Here is a 16,329-nt window from a genome sequence, read left to right on the forward strand (position 1 = left end):
GCGAACGGGGCGGCCCGTTCGCCTTTTTTCGTTTCAGGGCGTGCCGCTTTCGGTCTTGGGGACGAGGACCATCGGAAAGGTCACTTCGAAGACGCTGCCGTGTCCCTTCACCGACTGAAACTTGAGTTCGCCTTCCAGCGCGCGCGACAACTCCTTCACGATGGCGAGGCCCAGTCCCGCGCCGGGAATATCGTCTTCGTTCGCGCGCTCGAATTCCTCGAACACGCGCTCCTGATCGTCCGCGTCGATGCCCACGCCCGTGTCCGTCACGCGCAGTCTCCATCGATCGTCGCCGACCGCCGTGATCGACAGCACGATCTCGCCCGATGCCGTGTATTTGATCGCATTCGACAACAGGTTCAGCGCGACCTGTTTCACCTTGAGCCGGTTCGATGTCACCGTGCTCAGGTTGGTATCCAGATGGCCGACCAGCTTCAAGCCCTTCGCTTCCGTGGAAACGCGGCACGCCTGCATGAGTTCGTCGAAGAGGCCGACGAGATCGAATGGCTCGGCCAGCAGGATCGAGTTGTCGCCGAGCACCTTGGAATATTCCACCATCTCATCGACGAGCGTCGCCATGTCGGCGACCTGACGTTGCGCGAGACCCAGCGCGTTGTCGCGTTTCGCGGGCGAGCGCGTGGCGAGTTGCAGCGCGGTCGAAAACACGTTCAAAAAATTGCGCAGGTCGTGCGCGACGCGCCGCGTGATCTGCATGCGAGTTTCGTATAGATCGCTGATGAGCCGTTGCCGCAGCGTGAGTTCATAGTTGGCGCGTTCCAGCATGCCGGTGTATTCGTCGATCTTGCGGTCGCGTTCGCTGACCGCCTCGCGAATCGACGCGAGCGTGACGAAGCTCACCACTTCGTCGGTCATGAGCCGCGCGCGTTCTTCTTCCTCGCGCAAGAGTTGCGGATGCGCCGCCGCGTAATCGCCGATGGCGGACAGCAGCACTTGCCGGAACAGGTCGAGTTCACGCACCAGTTCATCGACGCGATATCCCTGCTTCCAGCGCCATTGTCCGTGTTGGCGCGCATCGCGTTCGATCGCGCCTTCCTGATCGTGCAGATTGCGCGATTCCAGCACGATGCAGATTTCGTCGAAGATGCTGGGCAGATGGTCGGCGAGTTGCCGATAGGTGAGTTGATCCGAATGCTCGACTTCGTGATCGCCGAACACGAGCTTCATCCATCGTTCGGTGAGCGCGGCCTGCTGCGTGCGCAGTGCGGCCACGAGACCGGTCAAGCCGCCTGAAGGGTCGCTCATCTGCGATGTTCCCGTGTGCGAGAGCGCCGGACTTCGGCGCGCGTTGCTCGTGTGGTGCCCGATTGAAGTGCGCGCGAAATGACCGCTTTTGCAGCGCATCGCCAGTATAGGACGATGCCTATGCGCAAACGAAAAACCCGAGTGTTCTTTTGGAGTTAAATATCAGGTGAACAGGTAAAAATGGCATGCAGAATTCAGCATTCCGCGAAGAACGTCTGGAACCCCCTTGCGGATGGGCCAAAGAAGCGGTGTGCTTGCATAATGCATGCAAAATTCATTCGACCAACAGCGAGGAATTGCTCATGTCCGATTGGCAGGCCAGCCAGTATTCGCGCTTCGAAGCGGAGCGCACGCGTCCCGTCCGGGATCTTCTCAATGCGACTCGCGCCGATGGTGTGCGCTCGGCGGTGGACCTCGGCTGCGGTCCGGGAAACTCCACCGAAACTTTGCTGGCCCGCGTGCCCCATGCGAGCGTGATGGGCATCGACAATTCGGACGACATGATCGCCGCCGCGCGCAAGCGTCTGCCGAACGTGCGCTTCGAGCAGGCGGACATCGCCACGTGGAATGCGGACGCGCCGCTCGATCTGATTCTCGCCAATGCGTCGCTGCAATGGGTGCCCGGCCACGACACGCTATTTCCGCATCTCGTCGGTCAACTCGCGACAGGCGGACAACTCGCCGTGCAGATGCCCGACAACCTCGACGAACCCGCGCACACGCTCATGCTCGAAGCCGCGCAGGACGGAACGTGGCGCGACAAGCTCAAGGGCGCGGCACGCACCGCGCGCTTCGATGCGCAGTGGTACTTCAAGCTCCTCAAACCGCATTGCGCGCATGTCGATGTCTGGCGCACCGTCTATCACCACGCGCTCGACGGTGGCATCGATGCAGTGATCGAATGGTTCAAGGGCAGCGCGTTGCGTCCGTTTCTGGCACGGCTGGATTCGCAGGAACAAAAGGCGTTTCTGGACCGTTATCGCGAGAAATTGCAAGGCGCGTACACCGTGCTCGACGATGGCGCGGTGCTGTTGCCGTTCCCGCGTTTGTTCATCGTCGCGACGCGCTAAGCCCGATGCTCGCGCAACATCTGCACGAACTGGCGCGCGGCAGGCGACAGCTCGCCGCCCTTGCGCGTGACGATGCCGAAAGTCTGCGATTTCGACTTCATCGGCACCGGCAGGATGCGCAACATGCCGTGCGCCTCGAATAGTTTCGCCACGCTCGCGGGCAGGATCGACACGAGTTCGGGGCTGCGTTGCAGGAGCGTCACCGTGACGAGCGGCGAAGCGGTCGAAATGGGATTGGCGGGCATGGTGAGGCCGGCGAGATCGAGTTCGCGTTCGAGCAGCGCGCTCATTGGCATGTAGGTCGGGTAAGTCACCCAACGCAGCTTCGCCAAGTCAGCGAAGCCGATTTCACGCGCCTTCGTTCGCGGATGATCGTGTCCTACGACCACCGACAACGGCTCGTCCGTCAGCGGTTGATAGTGGTACTTCGTCGGCTGATCCGACACGCTCGCGCGGCCGATCATCAGATCGACGCGGCCATCGTCGAGCATGACGAGCATGTTGGCGCTCGTGTCCTCCACGATCTCGATGGCAAGAGCCGGATGCTTCGCGTTCATCTCATCGACGAGTGGCGCGACCACGCCCGGCACCGCGCCCATGATCGTGCCGATGGTCAGCCGCCCGCCCGTGCCCGCGCGAATCTGCGCCACTTCCTGACACAGCGCGCCGAGATCGGCGGCCAGCACGCGCGCATAACGCACCACGCATCGGCCGAACGGATTCGGAATGAGCCCGGTTTTCGCGCGCTCGAACAGCGACGCTTCCAGCATCGATTCGAGTTCCGCAAGCGCCTTACTGGCGGCGGATTGGGTCATCGCCATCGCGCCGGCCGCTTTGTGCAGGGACTTGTGATCGTCCAGCGCGATCAGCAGTTGCAACTGCTTCATTCGCAGGCGGGACATAAGCACATCGAGGGTATTTTTCATGCTGAATGCAAAATGCCGGGTGATTCCAAAAAGCGATCGATCGATGGAAAGGTTTCACTATACAACGCGGTGCAGCGGGCCTATAGTCGGCGCACCGGCGTCGGTCATCGTACAACTCGTACAATGAATTCAAAAAACCCGCCACGAAACACTTATCGCAAGGAAGAGACACCATGCAACTCACCGGCAATCTGCTCATCGGTCAGCAATCCATTCATGGCAGCAACGGCTCGATCAAGGCCGTCAATGCATCGACGGGTGCGGCCATCGAACCGGCCTTCGGCGGCGCGACGCTCGCCGACCTCGACCGCGCCTGCGCCCTCGCCTGGACAGCGTTCGACACGTACCGCGAAACGTCGCCCGAAGCGCGCGCGAAGTTTCTGGACACCATCGCGCAGAACATCCTCGATATCGGCGACGATCTGATCGAGCGCTGCATGACGGAAAGCGGCCTGCCGCGTCCGCGCCTCGAAGGCGAACGTGGCCGCACGGTCGGCCAGTTGCGCATGTTCGCGGAAGTCGTGCGCAACGGCGATTTCCTCGGCGTGCGCATCGATCCGGCGCAGCCGGAACGCAAGCCGCTGCCGCGCGTGGATTTGCGTCTGCGTCATATCGGGCTGGGGCCGGTCGCGGTGTTCGGTGCGAGCAATTTCCCGCTGGCGTTCTCGGTGGCGGGCGGCGATACGGCATCCGCGCTGGCCGCGGGTTGCCCGGTGATCGTCAAGGCGCACTCGGCGCATCCGGGGACGGCGGAACTCGTCGGCCGCGCGGTGCAGAAGGCGGTCAAGGATTGCGGCATGCCGGAAGGCACGTTCTCGCTGCTGTTCGACAGCGGCCGCGATGTCGGTCAGGGATTGGTCAAGGATAACCGCATCAAGGCAGCGGGTTTCACGGGTTCGCGCGGCGGCGGCACGGCGCTGATGAAGCTCGCGGCGGCACGCACGGAGCCGATTCCGGTGTACGCGGAAATGAGCAGCATCAATCCCGTCCTGTTGTTCCCGAATGCGTTGAAGAATCGCGCTGAAGGCATCGCGAAAGCCTTCGTGCAATCGCTCGTTCTGGGTGCCGGTCAATTCTGCACGAACCCCGGTCTGGTGCTGGCCGTCGATGGCCCGGACCTCGACAAATTCATCGAAGCGGCATCGGCGGCGCTCACGGAAACCGCCGCGCAGACCATGCTCACGCCGGGCATCTTCAAGACCTACGAAAGCTCGGTCACGAAGGCGGGCGAACAAGCCGATGTGACGACCGCCGCGCGCGGTCTGGAAGCCAAGAGCGGCAATCAGGGCCGCTCGGCGCTGTTTGTCACGACCGCCGATGCGTTCCTCAACAATCACGCGCTGCAAGAGGAAATTTTCGGGGCATCGTCGCTGATCGTGCGCTGCGCGAGCCTCGATGCCATGCTGGCGCTGGTCGAATCGCTCGAAGGCCAGTTGACCTCGGCGCTGCATATCGATGAAGCCGATCACGCGGAAGCGCGCCGCTTGCTTCCGGCGCTGGAACGCCGCACGGGCCGTCTGCTGGTGAACGGTTTCGGCACGGGCGTGGAAGTGGGTCACGCGATGGTTCACGGCGGCCCGTTCCCGTCCACGGCGGATGGCCGCTCGACCTCGGTCGGCAGTCTCGCGATCAACCGCTTCCTGCGCCCTGTGAGTTATCAGGATTTGCCGGATGCGCTGTTGCCCGACGCGCTCAAGACCGCGAATCCGCTCGGGCTGAATCGACGGATCGACGGCAAGCTGCAACTGGCGGACTGAGGTTTCGGCTTCACGAAGCGCCGCGGTGCGGGCATCGTCATGATGTCTGCGCCGCGGCGCTTTGCTTTTCCTGCGCACGCTGTCGAGATTTACTTCGGATGTCGAAACAATCCGTGCGTCACGGCGCGCAGTAAAACTGACGCGCGTGCGCAAGCGTTTGCATCCCGGTCCGCATTTACATGAAAACGGCGAAATGCTTTCGCATCAGTGGGTTATCGAGCGGCCAGCCACCCTTGTCGTTTATCGGCTAAGGATTGGCGTCTCCAAACCGCCGCGTCGCACTCAAAATGTCAGAAACAAGTGAGCGATGCCAGTGACCCGCGCGCCGTAATTGCCTGCTTTTTCAGATGCCGCCGCCGCAACGATCCATACGCTTTCACACCCACCGAGGGCCACGCGCCGGCGCGCGCCATGAGGCGCCGCACGACACGATGCACGCTGCGTCGAGAGCACGGCGTGCAGTGTTTGTTGGCATGATTTACCGGTAGCCCGAGGTAGGTGCGAAACGCGATTGACGTCCGAAAACGCTTGACTCATATTCGGACTTTCCCGTCGTTCGATGCGCGATTTTCGATTCGCGCCGGGAAACAATACGAAGGATTGCTGCCGCGGCACGGTCCCTGATTTTTAAGCGGGCCGGGCCAGCGCGCATTGGCGGCCACGCGTATTTGGCAACCCGATCGCATACGTCCTTCGAGGGCTTTAGCATGACCACGCGTCTGACGTTTCCCGCATCCATGTTCTCCGTCGTCTGCCATCGTTGCGGCAGCACGATGCGCAAGAACGCCGATAGCTGCCCCAATTGTGGCGCAGACCGCGCGGAAGCATTCGGCCAGAAAACCAGCGCGCGCGCCAATGAAGCGAAGGCGCGCGGCAGCATGTTCGAACAGCAGTCGTCCGCGCCGCTCGCATCGGCGGGGGCGAGCATGTCCACTTCCGGTGGCGGCGCGAACAATACGGGCGCGGAGCCGGAAGCGAATACAGGCTGGGGCTTCGGTTTCGATCCGAAACGCGCGGGCGAACGCATCGCGCAGAAGGCGGCGGAGCATCGCAGCAAGCGCATGGAGCGCGTCGAACAATCCGCGCGCAATGCCTACGCCGACCCCGCGCACGACCCCGACGCCCTGCCCGGCTCCGAAAACTGGAATCAGCGCAAGACGATCATCGCGGCGGCGTGCGCGGTGCTGCTCGCCATCGGCGCGGTGTTCTATCTTCAGCACGGTAGCGACGACACCTCGCCTTCCGCCGATCACAGCGTCTCCGGCGCGATCGATTCGAAATTCGCCGCGCTGACGGGCAGCGTCACCGGCACGCCAAGCGCATCCAACCCGAGCCGCCAGAGCGCGATGCAGGCACAACACGCGCTGTCCGCAGGCGACCCGCTGATGAGCCTGCGCACCGCACTGGATCAGCACGATCTGGTCAGCGCCCGCGCGCGTCTCAAGGGCTTCAACGCGCAGCAGCAGGCGCGTCCCGAATTCGAAGCGTTGAAGGACGAACTCGTCCGGCGCGAGTTGCAACGCGACGCGGCGCTGCAACTCGCGCGCGCGTGCGAACGGACGTCCGCGTGGGCGTGCGTGCAGCAGAACGCGGGCGAGGCGTTGTCCGTCGATGGCGGCAATGTCGAATCGCAGGCCATGCTCGAACGCGTGATCGAACATGCGGGCTGGGCGGCGGGCACCAATCCGACGCTCGCGAAGAAAGCGCTGGCCGCGCCCGCCGTGACGAACGCGAAACAGGCGGCGGTGCAGAATGCGCAGCAGCCGGCGCAAGCGTCCTTGCCTGATGCAAGCAATAACGCTCAGGCCAATGTTCCCGCCGCGCCGCCGTCCACGCGATCATCCGCCGCGCAACGCCGTGCGCAGCGCAATGCCGCGATCGCCGCCGCGCGTCAGTCGGTGGAGGACGATGCTTCCGTCGATAACACCGAACCTTCATCGCGCGCAGACAAGCTCGCTCGTGCGCAAGCCGCGACCAACGCGCTGACTGCCGCGACCGTTGGCACACCGGCAACGACGCCGACACCCACAGCGCCCGCCACGCCAACTACGCCCGCCGCGCAAACGGCCACAGCGCCCGCCACGCCTCGCACCTCGAAGCCGCAATATCTGGGTCAGTCCCAGACGCCCGCACAGTCAGGCGCGCAATACCTCGAATCTCCTTCGCAGAACGCGCCCGCCGCGCCGATGTATTCCGCGCCCGCGCATGCTCCGGCCGCGCCGCATGCGCCGCAATACATGGCGCCGTCGAGTTCGTCGAGTTCGTCGAGCTCGTCGCTGAACAACGCGCATGCGCAGGACGCCGTCGCGCACACGAGCGCGCGGCGCGTGCCGGTGCAGACGCAAGCACTGACGCAGACGCAAACGCCGGTCGCCACCACCACGCACGGCACACAGAACATCGCGGCGGCGGCGCCCGCGGTCGTGACGACATCGCCCGAACAGGACAAGACCGAGGCGCTGGAGCGCGCCATCAAGCAATACGGCTGGAGCGGTTCGGATTCGATGCCCAAGCCCGCGCAGTGACGCACCGCGCGTCGCAGACGACGACACTTCGGGCCACGCGCGAACGCGACCGCACACCAGCATGACCGCTTAGAACACGACATTCGCAGCACTGTCCAACTCAGACCAAAGGTCAATCATGTTCGCCACTCACTTCATGCAGAACGCCGCGCGCGGGGCGCTGGCGCTGCTCGCCGCGGGCGGTCTTCTCGGCGCGATGCAAACCGCCTTCGCCGCCGATCCCGTGCCGTACAAGATCACGACGGGCCAGGAACGCGGCACGTATATCCAGATCGGGCGCGACCTGTCGAAGTTCGTCGCCGATCCGGCGGGCATGGATCTGGACGTGCTGGCATCGCAAGGCTCGGCGGAGAATGTGCAGCGCATGCGCTACGAACCGGGCGTGAAGTTCGCGCTGGTTCAGAGCGATGTGTATCAGGCGTACATGGACATGGCCGCTTCGGGCAATTCGGATGCCGCGCGCTTGATTCAGCCGCTGCGCCTCATCATGCCGCTCTACGACGAGGAAATTTACTTTGTCGTGCGCGCGGATTCGCCGCTCAAGACCATCAACGAGATCAAGGACAAGACCATCAGCGTGGGGCCGTCTGGCAGCGGCACGGCGTTGTCATCGGAAACGCTTTACCGGCTGATGTTCGGCGAGCCGATTCCCGAGGCGAACGAGCAGCACCTGAGCAATGAGGATTCGCTCGCCAAGCTGATCGTGCGCAAGATCGATGTCGCGGTGATCGTCGCGGGTCAGCCCGCCAAGCTCTTTCAGGACATGAACCCGGAACTGCTTCAACAGATCAGGCTGTTGCGTCTGGACCCGTCCGCGCCGGAAACCGCGCGCGCCAAGCAGACGTACTTCCCCGCGACCATCCGCACCACGAGCTATCCGAATTGGATCACCGAAGATACGCCGACGCTCACGGTCAAGGCCTTTCTCGTGACCTATGACTACGGTCTGCGCGGCACGGTGGGCGCGCTGTCGAAATTCGCGGATTCGCTCTGCACGAACTTCGACAACCTGCAGGCGAACGGGCATCCGAAGTGGAAGCAGGTGCATCTGGATTTGCCGCCGCTCACCAAGGGCTGGAAGTACTATCCGCCGATGGAAAAGCGCCTGCGCTCGTGCATCGCGCACCGGCAGGCGATGGCGCAGGCGCAGGGCAGCGCGCAACAAGTTTCCGCGCGCAGCACGGACGCCGATGCGCCGAAGCCGAAGAAGCAAAGTTGTACTGCGCAGGAGAAGACGCTGCTGTTGTGCGATCAGTAAGATCGGCGTAATACTGAGCGTGGATCGCGCCGGCCACAAAACTTTGCAAGAGTACGGTGGGGTTTCGCTTAAGATTCCGCATCAATTACAGCGATAGCGCGACCGATCGCAACGATTCATTCGTTGCTTCCGGGGACAGCGCGTTGATGGCGTGTTGCAGGTCGATCGCAGCGCCGCTCGTCCACGCGACTGTCCGGTTGCGCGCAAAAAGTTTATGAACCTCCTTCCAGCATCGTCCGAGCTGAACGAAGCGCAGCTCCGGGCCGACCTCGCAGCCCATCCCGATTCCGCCGCGAGCAACAATCTTCTTGGACTCTATCTTCGTCAACGGAATCGAATCGACGAAGCCGAATCCCTGATCCGCCGTGCGAACGCGCTGCAGCCCGGCACGCCGGAACTCATGTTCAATCTGGCGCTCGTCCTGACGGACTTGCAACGCGATCCGGAAGCCGAGGCTCTATTGAGACGCGTACTGCCGATGCGCCCGGACTGGGCGGTGGTGAACCGGATGCTGGGATGGCTGACCGGCAGCGATGGCCGGATGGAGGAAGCCGGGGATTTCTTTCTGGCCGCGCTCGCAACGGAGCCCGACAACCCCGAAAACATGCTTGCATTAGGCGAGATCTTTCTGGCGACGCGCCGGATCGCGGAAGCGGAAGCCCTCCTGCGGCGAGCATTGGCCATCGACCCGCATTCGATTGCATACGCCGACCGGTTGAGCAAGATCCTGTGCGTCGCCCAGAAGCGCGAAGAAGCCGAAGCGCTGTTGCGCCGAATACTCGAAGTCGACCCGAAAAACCGCGATATCCGCATGAGCCTGGGCGACATACTGCTGCTTCTCGGGCAATGGCAAGAGGGTTGGGCCGAATATGAATGGCGTCTTGCCCCGGCTGCGAGGGAGCCTCGCAGTTTCGCCGCGCCTCATGTGACGCAGAGCTTGCCAATCAGGCCGTGGCAAGGCCAGCCGCTCGATGGAAAATCCTTGCTGGTCAGCACGGAGCAAGGTTTTGGAGACAACATCCAGTTCATTCGATACGTAGTCGAACTCAAGTCGCGATACAGGGTGCAGGTCACGGTCCTGTGCGCAGACGATCTGGTTTCGCTGTTTCAGGGCGTGCCCGGAATCGACACGCTGATCAAGGTGTCCAATTCGGCTCAGATATCCGCGCACCCTTACGAATACGACTTCCATTGCTTCATCATGAGCTTGCCGCATCTTCTGTCGGACAGTCATCCGACTCCCGTCGCGCAAGTTCCCTATATCAGCCTTCCGGCCAGCAAGATTCGACATTGGGCGCATATCGTCGGACAGCGAAGCAGCGGAAGCAAGATCAAGGTCGGTCTGGTCTGGGGCAGCAATCCGGCCATGGGAGGTTGGAAGCCCAGTGCGGCGTCCTTCAACCCGGCCCCGCTCCGTTCGGTCGCCCTGACTGCGCTGTTGCCTGTGCTCGAACTGCCTCAATTCGACTTCTTCAGTCTTCAGATGGGAATCGCACGCGACGAACTCGCGAACCTTCCGGCAAAGCTCCGGCCCATCGACCTCACGGAGGGCGTCAAGGATTTCGTGGATACCGGCGCGATCATCGAAAACCTCGATCTGGTCGTCAGCGTGGATACGTCGGTCGCGCATCTGGCCGGTGCCTTGAACAAGCCCCTCTGGCTCCTCACCATGGTGAACGCCGACTGGCGATGGATGCTGGATCGCGAAGATTCGCCGTGGTATCCCTCGGCGCGCCTTTTCCGGCAGACGCGCTTCAAGGAGTGGGACGATGTCGTCCAGTGCGTCGTGCAAGCGCTTCTGACGCTCGCCGATGAGAACAAGAAGCCCCTGTCAAACGCCTGAACCGAGCATCGGCATGAGCGCGGCGAGCCGTTCCACGCCGCGTTCGATTTCCTCGATGCGCGTCCCGCCGTATCCCAGCAACACGCCCTGCATCACCGGCTTGCCCGCATAGAACGATTCGATGCCATAAAGCCCGACCGACGCCTCGCGCGCCGCCTCGACCACGCGCCGCTCATCGACGGAAGCGTGCAAGCGCGCCACGAGATGGATGCCCGCCGTCGCCGGCATTACTTCGAACCACGGCGACAATTCACCCTGCAGCTTCTCGATCAACAACGCCCGCCGCGCTGCATAAGCCTTGTGCATGCGCCGCAGATGCTTCGCGTATTCGCCATCCAGCATGAACGCCCCGAGCGCGGTCTGCGTCAACATGCAGCCGTGCCAGTCGCCGATTTGCTTCGCACGCCAGAGCGGTTCCGAGAGCGAAGCGGGCGGCACCGCATACCCCACGCGCAGATCCGGAAAGAGCGTCTTCGAAAACGTGCCGACATACGCCACCAGCCCCGCGCGATCCAGACTCTTGAGCGATTCCACCGGTCGCCCTTCGAAACGGAACTCGCCGTCGTAGTCATCCTCGACGATCACCGCGCCGCGCTTCGCCGCCCATTCGAGCAACTCGATGCGCCGCGCGAGACTCATCGGCATGCCGAGCGGAAACTGATGCGACGGCGTCACGTACACCAGCCGCGTATTGCGCGGCAGCTTGCGCACGACGATGCCTTCCTCATCCACCGGCACGTGCGCGATGCGCGCGCCCTGCGCCGCGAACAATGCCCGCGCGGGCGGATAACCCGGCTCCTCGACGGCAACCACATCGCCGCGCTGAATGACCACGCGCGCGAGCAGATCGAGCGCCTGCTGCGCGCCCTGCGTCACGATGACATCCTGCCAGTTGCACGTCACCGCGCGGCTGAACGCCAGATAGCGCGCGATGCCGAGCCTCAGTTCCTGCTCCCCGCCAGGATCGCGATAAGCGCCGATGCCGCCGCCCGCGCGCGCCTGCGTCCGCAGCGCGTGGTTGAGCGCGCGGCGCCATGCATCGTAGGGAAAGAGGGACTTGTCGGTGACGCCGCCCTTGAAATCGCAGGCGAGCGTTTCATCGGCGGGCGGCAAGGGCATGGTCATGCGCTCGGGCATCTCGCGCCAGATGCCCGCCGCGCGCGCCTTCGCCGACGCCGCTTCCTCACGGGAAACCGGCAGCCGCATGAACCCTTTCGCGACGAAGGTGCCATCGCCCGCGCGCGTGCGCAGAAAACCTTCGGCGATCAGGCGCTCGAACACATCGAGCGTGGTCTTGCGGGACACGCCGAGTTGCACGGCGAGATCGCGCGTGGATGGCAGACGCGCATCGGCGGCGAGCCGTCCTTCGATGATGCCCGCGCGCAACTGCCCGTAAATCTGCCCGGTGAGATCGCGCCGCCCGCGCAGCGTGATGTGGATGTCCACGTCAGCCGCTCACGCTTCCCCGAACAACGCCCCGCACAAGGTCTCGCCCTGCGGGGTCAACGCCGCGCTGCCGGTGCCGTCCTCGTTCATCGCCACGACGACGAGACCGCCGTCTTCCAGGCCGGTCAATTGCCGCTTGAGCACGCTCATCGGCAAATCGGATTGCTTGGAGATTTTCGCGAGCGACCATGCGCGCTCGGGCGTTTCCTTGCGCGCTTTCCAAAGTTGCGTCAGGACCGCGACGAGCGCGGGATCGATTGCATCGTTCATGTCGGTTCTCCTTTGAATGAACCACGGGCGGCGTGGATGTTCAGTTCGTCCACGAGTTCGCCCAGACGGCGCAGCGCGGCCTCGCTTTGCGGCGTCCACGGGTAACTGTAATTGAGGCGGATGAAATGGCTGAAGGCGTTGCGCGTCGAAAACATATAACCCGGTCCCACGGTGATGCCGCATTCCAGCGCCGCGCGATACAGCCGCATGGAATCGACGCATTCCGGCAGTTCCACCCACAGCACGTAACCACCCTGCGGCGTGGACGTGCGCGTGCCGTCGGGAAAAAACCGCTCGACCATCGCGCTCATGATGCGCGCCTGCTGCCGGTAGAGCTTGCGCACGCGTCGCAGATGCCGGTCGTAGCCGTCCTGCCGCAAATAATCGGCGATGGCGACCTGCGGCACGGAAGGCGTCGTGAGCGTATTCAGGAATTTGAGCTTTTCCACCTGCGCGCGAAAACGTCCGGGCATCGCCCAGCCGATCCGGTACGAGGCCGTCAGACTCTTCGAAAACGATGCGCAATGCAGCACCAGCCCTTTCGTATCGAAGTTCTTGAGCGTGGAAGGCCGCGCATCGCCGAAATAAAGCTCGTGATAAACGTCGTTTTCGATGACGGGAATCTCGTGCGCGCTCAATAGTTCGACGAGCTGACGTTTGCGTTCGTCCGGCATCTGAAAGCCGAGCGGATTCTGGAAGTTCGGCATCACCATGCACGCAGCGATTTTCCGGCGCGCGATGATCTGCACCAGCGCGTCGATATCGATGCCCTCGCCCGGATGCGTCGGCACTTCGATCGCGCGCATGCCGAGCCGCTCGATGGCGTGGAGCATCGCGTAATACGTGGGCGATTCGACCGCGACCGTGTCGCCCGGCTTCGCGACGGCTTGCAGGCTCAGGTTGATCGCCTCCGTCGCGCCGACCGTGATGACGATCTCTTCCGGGTCCACCGGCACGCCGTTCTCCGCGTAACGCCGCGCAATCTGGCGAATGAGTTCGGGATTGCCGGGCGGCAGATCGTCGATCAGATTCCAGCTTGCATGCCGCCGCGCAATGGCGTTCGCATACTGGTTGATGCGCCGCCACGGAAACGGCCCGGGGTCGGGATACGGCGAGCCGAAGGGCACGGCATCGTGCGCGCCGATGCTGCGCAAGGTGGAGAGCACGAGGCGGCTCACATCCACTTCGGACGCCGTGACGACGGCGCGTTTCTTCTGCATCACGCGCGGTTGCGCTTGTGCTTGAGCCCGCACGAAATAACCCGACTGTGGACGCGTTTCCAGCACGCCGCGACTTTCCAGCAGCGCATACGCGTGCAGCACCGTCTTGATGCTCACGCCGTGCTGCTGACTCGCCTGCCGCACGGATGCGATGCGCTCGCCCGGCGCGAACACGCCACGCTGCACGGCTTCCTCGATTTCTCCGGCGAGTTTTTCGTAGAGCTTCAAACGGCGCTTTCCATGTTGGGTCGCGTTTTTTTCGGTGGTGAACAGTCTAGAACAAAACGCGGCAACTGTATCCCTCCCATTTCGGCTTTTCTGTGCGCCGCGTGCGATAAGGAACACAGTAGGCTGTGCAACATCGAATGCTTCGCCCGATCCTTGATCGCACCGCCATTGCCATGAAAAAAACCGAACCGCGCATTGAACCGTACACGCATCCTGCCGCTGGCTGGGGCGCGCTCAAGCAGGTCGCCATCAATCTGGTGAAGGAAAAGGTGTCGGGCGGCAACTATCGCACGCTGTTCAAGCAGAATCAGCCCGATGGTTTCGACTGTCCCGGTTGCGCGTGGCCGGATCGTGCGCATGCATCGACCTTCGAGTTTTGCGAAAACGGCGTGAAGGCTGTGGCGGCAGAAGCCACCGCCAAGCGCGTGACGCCCGCGTTCTTCGAGGCGCATACGGTCGAATCGCTGATGGGCCAGACGGACTACGAACTGGAACAGCACGGACGCCTGACCGATCCGCTCGTCTACGATGCGAAGCGCGACCGCTACGTGCCGATCGAATGGAACGATGCGTTCGAACTGATCGCCTCACATCTGAAGCGGCTCGACGATCCGGACCGCGCCGCGTTCTACACCTCAGGCCGAGCGAGCAACGAAGCCGCGTTTCTCTATCAACTGTTCGTGCGGATGTATGGGACCAACAACTTCCCCGACTGCTCGAACATGTGCCACGAAGCAACGAGCCGTGGCCTGCCGCATACCGTGGGCGTCGGCAAAGGCACGGTGACGCTCGATGACTTCGAACACGCCGATACGCTGCTGCTGTTCGGCCAGAATCCGGCGACGAACCATCCGCGCATGCTCGGCGAATTGCGAGATTGCGCGAAACGTGGCGCGACCATCGTGTCGATCAATCCGTTGAAGGAGCGCGGGCTGGAACGCTTCGCCAGTCCGCAGCACACGCTCGACATGCTGTCGCCGAGTGGCGTGAAAATCAGTTCGGTGTTCATCCGCCCGAAGGTGGGCGGCGACTTCGCGCTCATCAAGGGCGTCGCCAAACGCGTGCTCGAACTCGACGATGCCGCGCTTTTGAATGGCAGCGAACGCGTGCTCGATGTCGAATTCCTCGCGCAACACACCGTCCATTTCGATGCCTTCGCCGCCGATCTGCGCGCCGAAAGCTGGGACGCGATCCTCGACGAATCCGGCGTACCGATGGACGACATCCTCAAACTCGCGGACATCTACGCAAAGGGCCGCGCGGTCATCTCGACGTGGGGCATGGGCCTCACGCAGCACAAGAACTCGGTGCCGATCGTGCAATTGCTCTCCAACCTCATGATGATGCGCGGGAATATCGGCCGGCGCGGCGCGGGGCTCTGCCCGGTGCGCGGACACTCCAACGTGCAGGGCGACCGGACGGTGGGCATAGAAGAAAAACCGACGCAGGCGTTTCTCGACGCGCTCGGCGCGGCCTACGACTTCGAGCCGCCACGCGAGCACGGTTATGACGTGGTGGAAACCATCCACGCGATGCTGGAAGGCAAGGTGAAGGTGTTCGTCGGTCTGGGCGGGAATTTTTCGATTGCGACGCCCGACACGCCGCGCACGTGGGACGCGATGCGCTCCTGCGACCTGACGGTTCACATCACCACCAAGCTCAACCGCAGTCACCTCGTGCACGGCCGCGACGCGCTGATCCTGCCGACGCTCGGCCGCACCGAAATCGACTTGCAGAACGGCGTGCCGCAAGGCGTGACCGTGGAAGATTCGATGAGCATGGTGCACATCTCCTACGGCATGAACAAGCCGGCTTCGACCAATCTGCTCTCCGAAACGGCCATTGTCGCGCGCATGGCAAACGCGACGCTTGGCTCGCGCAAGGTGGACTGGCTGGCGCACGCCGCCGATTATTCGCTGATCCGCGATGGCATCGAAAAGGTGATTCCCGGTTTCGAGCGCTACAACGAACGGTTGAAGCAACCGGGCGGCTTCCACCTTGGCGTGGCATCGCGCGAGCGTGTGTGGAAGACGCCGAGCGGAAAAGCTCAGTTCATCGTGCATGAAATCGCGCGCGACACGCCGATTCACCGCGCCCGCGCCCTGCACGGCGCGCAACTGATGACGCTCATGACCACGCGCTCACACGATCAGTACAACACGACGATCTACGGTCTGGACGACCGCTATCGCGGCGTGTACGGGCAGCGTCACGTTCTGTTCGCCAACCGCGAGGATATCGACATGCTCGGCTTCGAGCCGGGCGAGTTCGTGGATATCACAAGCGTATGGGATGACGACGTGACGCGCCGCGTGAACCGCTTCAGGCTCGTCGAATACGATATTCCGCGGGGCTGTCTCGGCGCGTACTATCCGGAGACAAACCCGCTCGTACCGCTGGCATCGGTTGCGGATGGCGCCGGTACGCCGACGTCGAAGTCCATTCCCGTGCTGCTGACGCGTTCCACGACAGCCATTGCCGCCTGAGCCCGAAAGCCGATGTGCCGCCGCGCACCAGCATGCT

The 16,329-nt window shown here is 63.1% G+C and carries 11 protein-coding genes; 6 read left to right on the forward strand and 5 right to left on the reverse strand.

The window, feature by feature from the left end; translation table 11 throughout:
* Window positions 1-33: 33 nt before the first annotated feature.
* Entirely contained in the window at window positions 34-1,263 is a 1,230-nt protein-coding gene (locus ACZCWR_RS21150; RefSeq protein ID WP_487303581.1) for a sensor histidine kinase, read from the reverse strand.
* A 302-nt stretch (window positions 1,264-1,565) separates the two neighbouring features.
* Here ACZCWR_RS21150 and tam point away from each other — a divergent pair, with 302 nt between their 5' ends.
* The gene (gene tam / locus ACZCWR_RS21155) at window positions 1,566-2,333 is read left to right on the forward strand and encodes a trans-aconitate 2-methyltransferase (protein WP_487303582.1); all 768 of its coding nucleotides are present in this window, start codon (window positions 1,566-1,568) and stop codon (window positions 2,331-2,333) included.
* Here the strand turns inward: tam and ACZCWR_RS21160 are convergent.
* Window positions 2,330-3,259 (reverse strand): LysR family transcriptional regulator, encoded by a 930-nt coding sequence (locus tag ACZCWR_RS21160; RefSeq protein WP_487303583.1) that lies wholly within the window; start codon window positions 3,257-3,259, stop codon window positions 2,330-2,332. The genes tam and ACZCWR_RS21160 overlap by 4 nt on opposite strands.
* A gap of 173 nt (window positions 3,260-3,432) precedes the next feature.
* On the opposite strand from ACZCWR_RS21160, the gene ACZCWR_RS21165 reads away from it, so the two are divergent.
* From ACZCWR_RS21165 to ACZCWR_RS21180, 4 genes are all read left to right on the forward strand, one after another.
* Window positions 3,433-5,016 carry an aldehyde dehydrogenase (NADP(+)) gene (locus ACZCWR_RS21165; RefSeq protein ID WP_487303584.1) on the forward strand — a complete coding sequence of 528 codons (1,584 nt, stop codon included), beginning with the start codon at window positions 3,433-3,435 and terminating at the stop codon, window positions 5,014-5,016.
* Window positions 5,017-5,723: 707 nt separating this feature from the next.
* The gene (locus tag ACZCWR_RS21170) at window positions 5,724-7,541 is read left to right on the forward strand and encodes a zinc ribbon domain-containing protein (RefSeq protein ID WP_487303585.1); all 1,818 of its coding nucleotides are present in this window, start codon (window positions 5,724-5,726) and stop codon (window positions 7,539-7,541) included.
* A 136-nt stretch (window positions 7,542-7,677) separates the two neighbouring features.
* Window positions 7,678-8,799, forward strand: a complete 1,122-nt coding sequence (locus tag ACZCWR_RS21175) for a TAXI family TRAP transporter solute-binding subunit (RefSeq protein ID WP_487304764.1) — start codon at window positions 7,678-7,680, stop codon at window positions 8,797-8,799.
* 214 nt (window positions 8,800-9,013) lie between these two features.
* Window positions 9,014-10,642, forward strand: a complete 1,629-nt coding sequence (locus tag ACZCWR_RS21180; protein WP_488876491.1) for a tetratricopeptide repeat protein — start codon at window positions 9,014-9,016, stop codon at window positions 10,640-10,642.
* On the opposite strand, the gene pdxR is transcribed toward ACZCWR_RS21180, so the two are convergent.
* The 3 genes from pdxR to ACZCWR_RS21195 are packed head-to-tail and all read right to left on the reverse strand — an operon-like array spanning window position 10,631 to window position 13,806.
* Complete coding sequence (gene pdxR / locus ACZCWR_RS21185) at window positions 10,631-12,088, reverse strand: MocR-like pyridoxine biosynthesis transcription factor PdxR (protein ID WP_487303587.1); 1,458 nt, start codon at window positions 12,086-12,088, stop codon at window positions 10,631-10,633. The two genes, ACZCWR_RS21180 and pdxR, sit on opposite strands and share 12 nt — an antisense overlap.
* Window positions 12,089-12,097: 9 nt before the next feature.
* Entirely contained in the window at window positions 12,098-12,358 is a 261-nt protein-coding gene (locus tag ACZCWR_RS21190; protein WP_487303588.1) for an ArsR family transcriptional regulator, read from the reverse strand.
* Window positions 12,355-13,806, reverse strand: coding sequence for an aminotransferase-like domain-containing protein (locus ACZCWR_RS21195; protein WP_487303589.1), 1,452 nt, complete (start codon window positions 13,804-13,806; stop codon window positions 12,355-12,357). Before ACZCWR_RS21195 ends, ACZCWR_RS21190 begins: the two co-directional genes overlap by 4 nt.
* A 173-nt stretch (window positions 13,807-13,979) precedes the next feature.
* Between ACZCWR_RS21195 and ACZCWR_RS21200 the strand changes: the two genes are divergently transcribed.
* Entirely contained in the window at window positions 13,980-16,292 is a 2,313-nt protein-coding gene (locus ACZCWR_RS21200; protein ID WP_487303590.1) for an FdhF/YdeP family oxidoreductase, read from the forward strand.
* The last annotated feature ends 37 nt before the right edge of the window (window positions 16,293-16,329 follow it).

It is taken from the genome of Caballeronia sp. A2-2 (genome assembly GCF_057612605.2).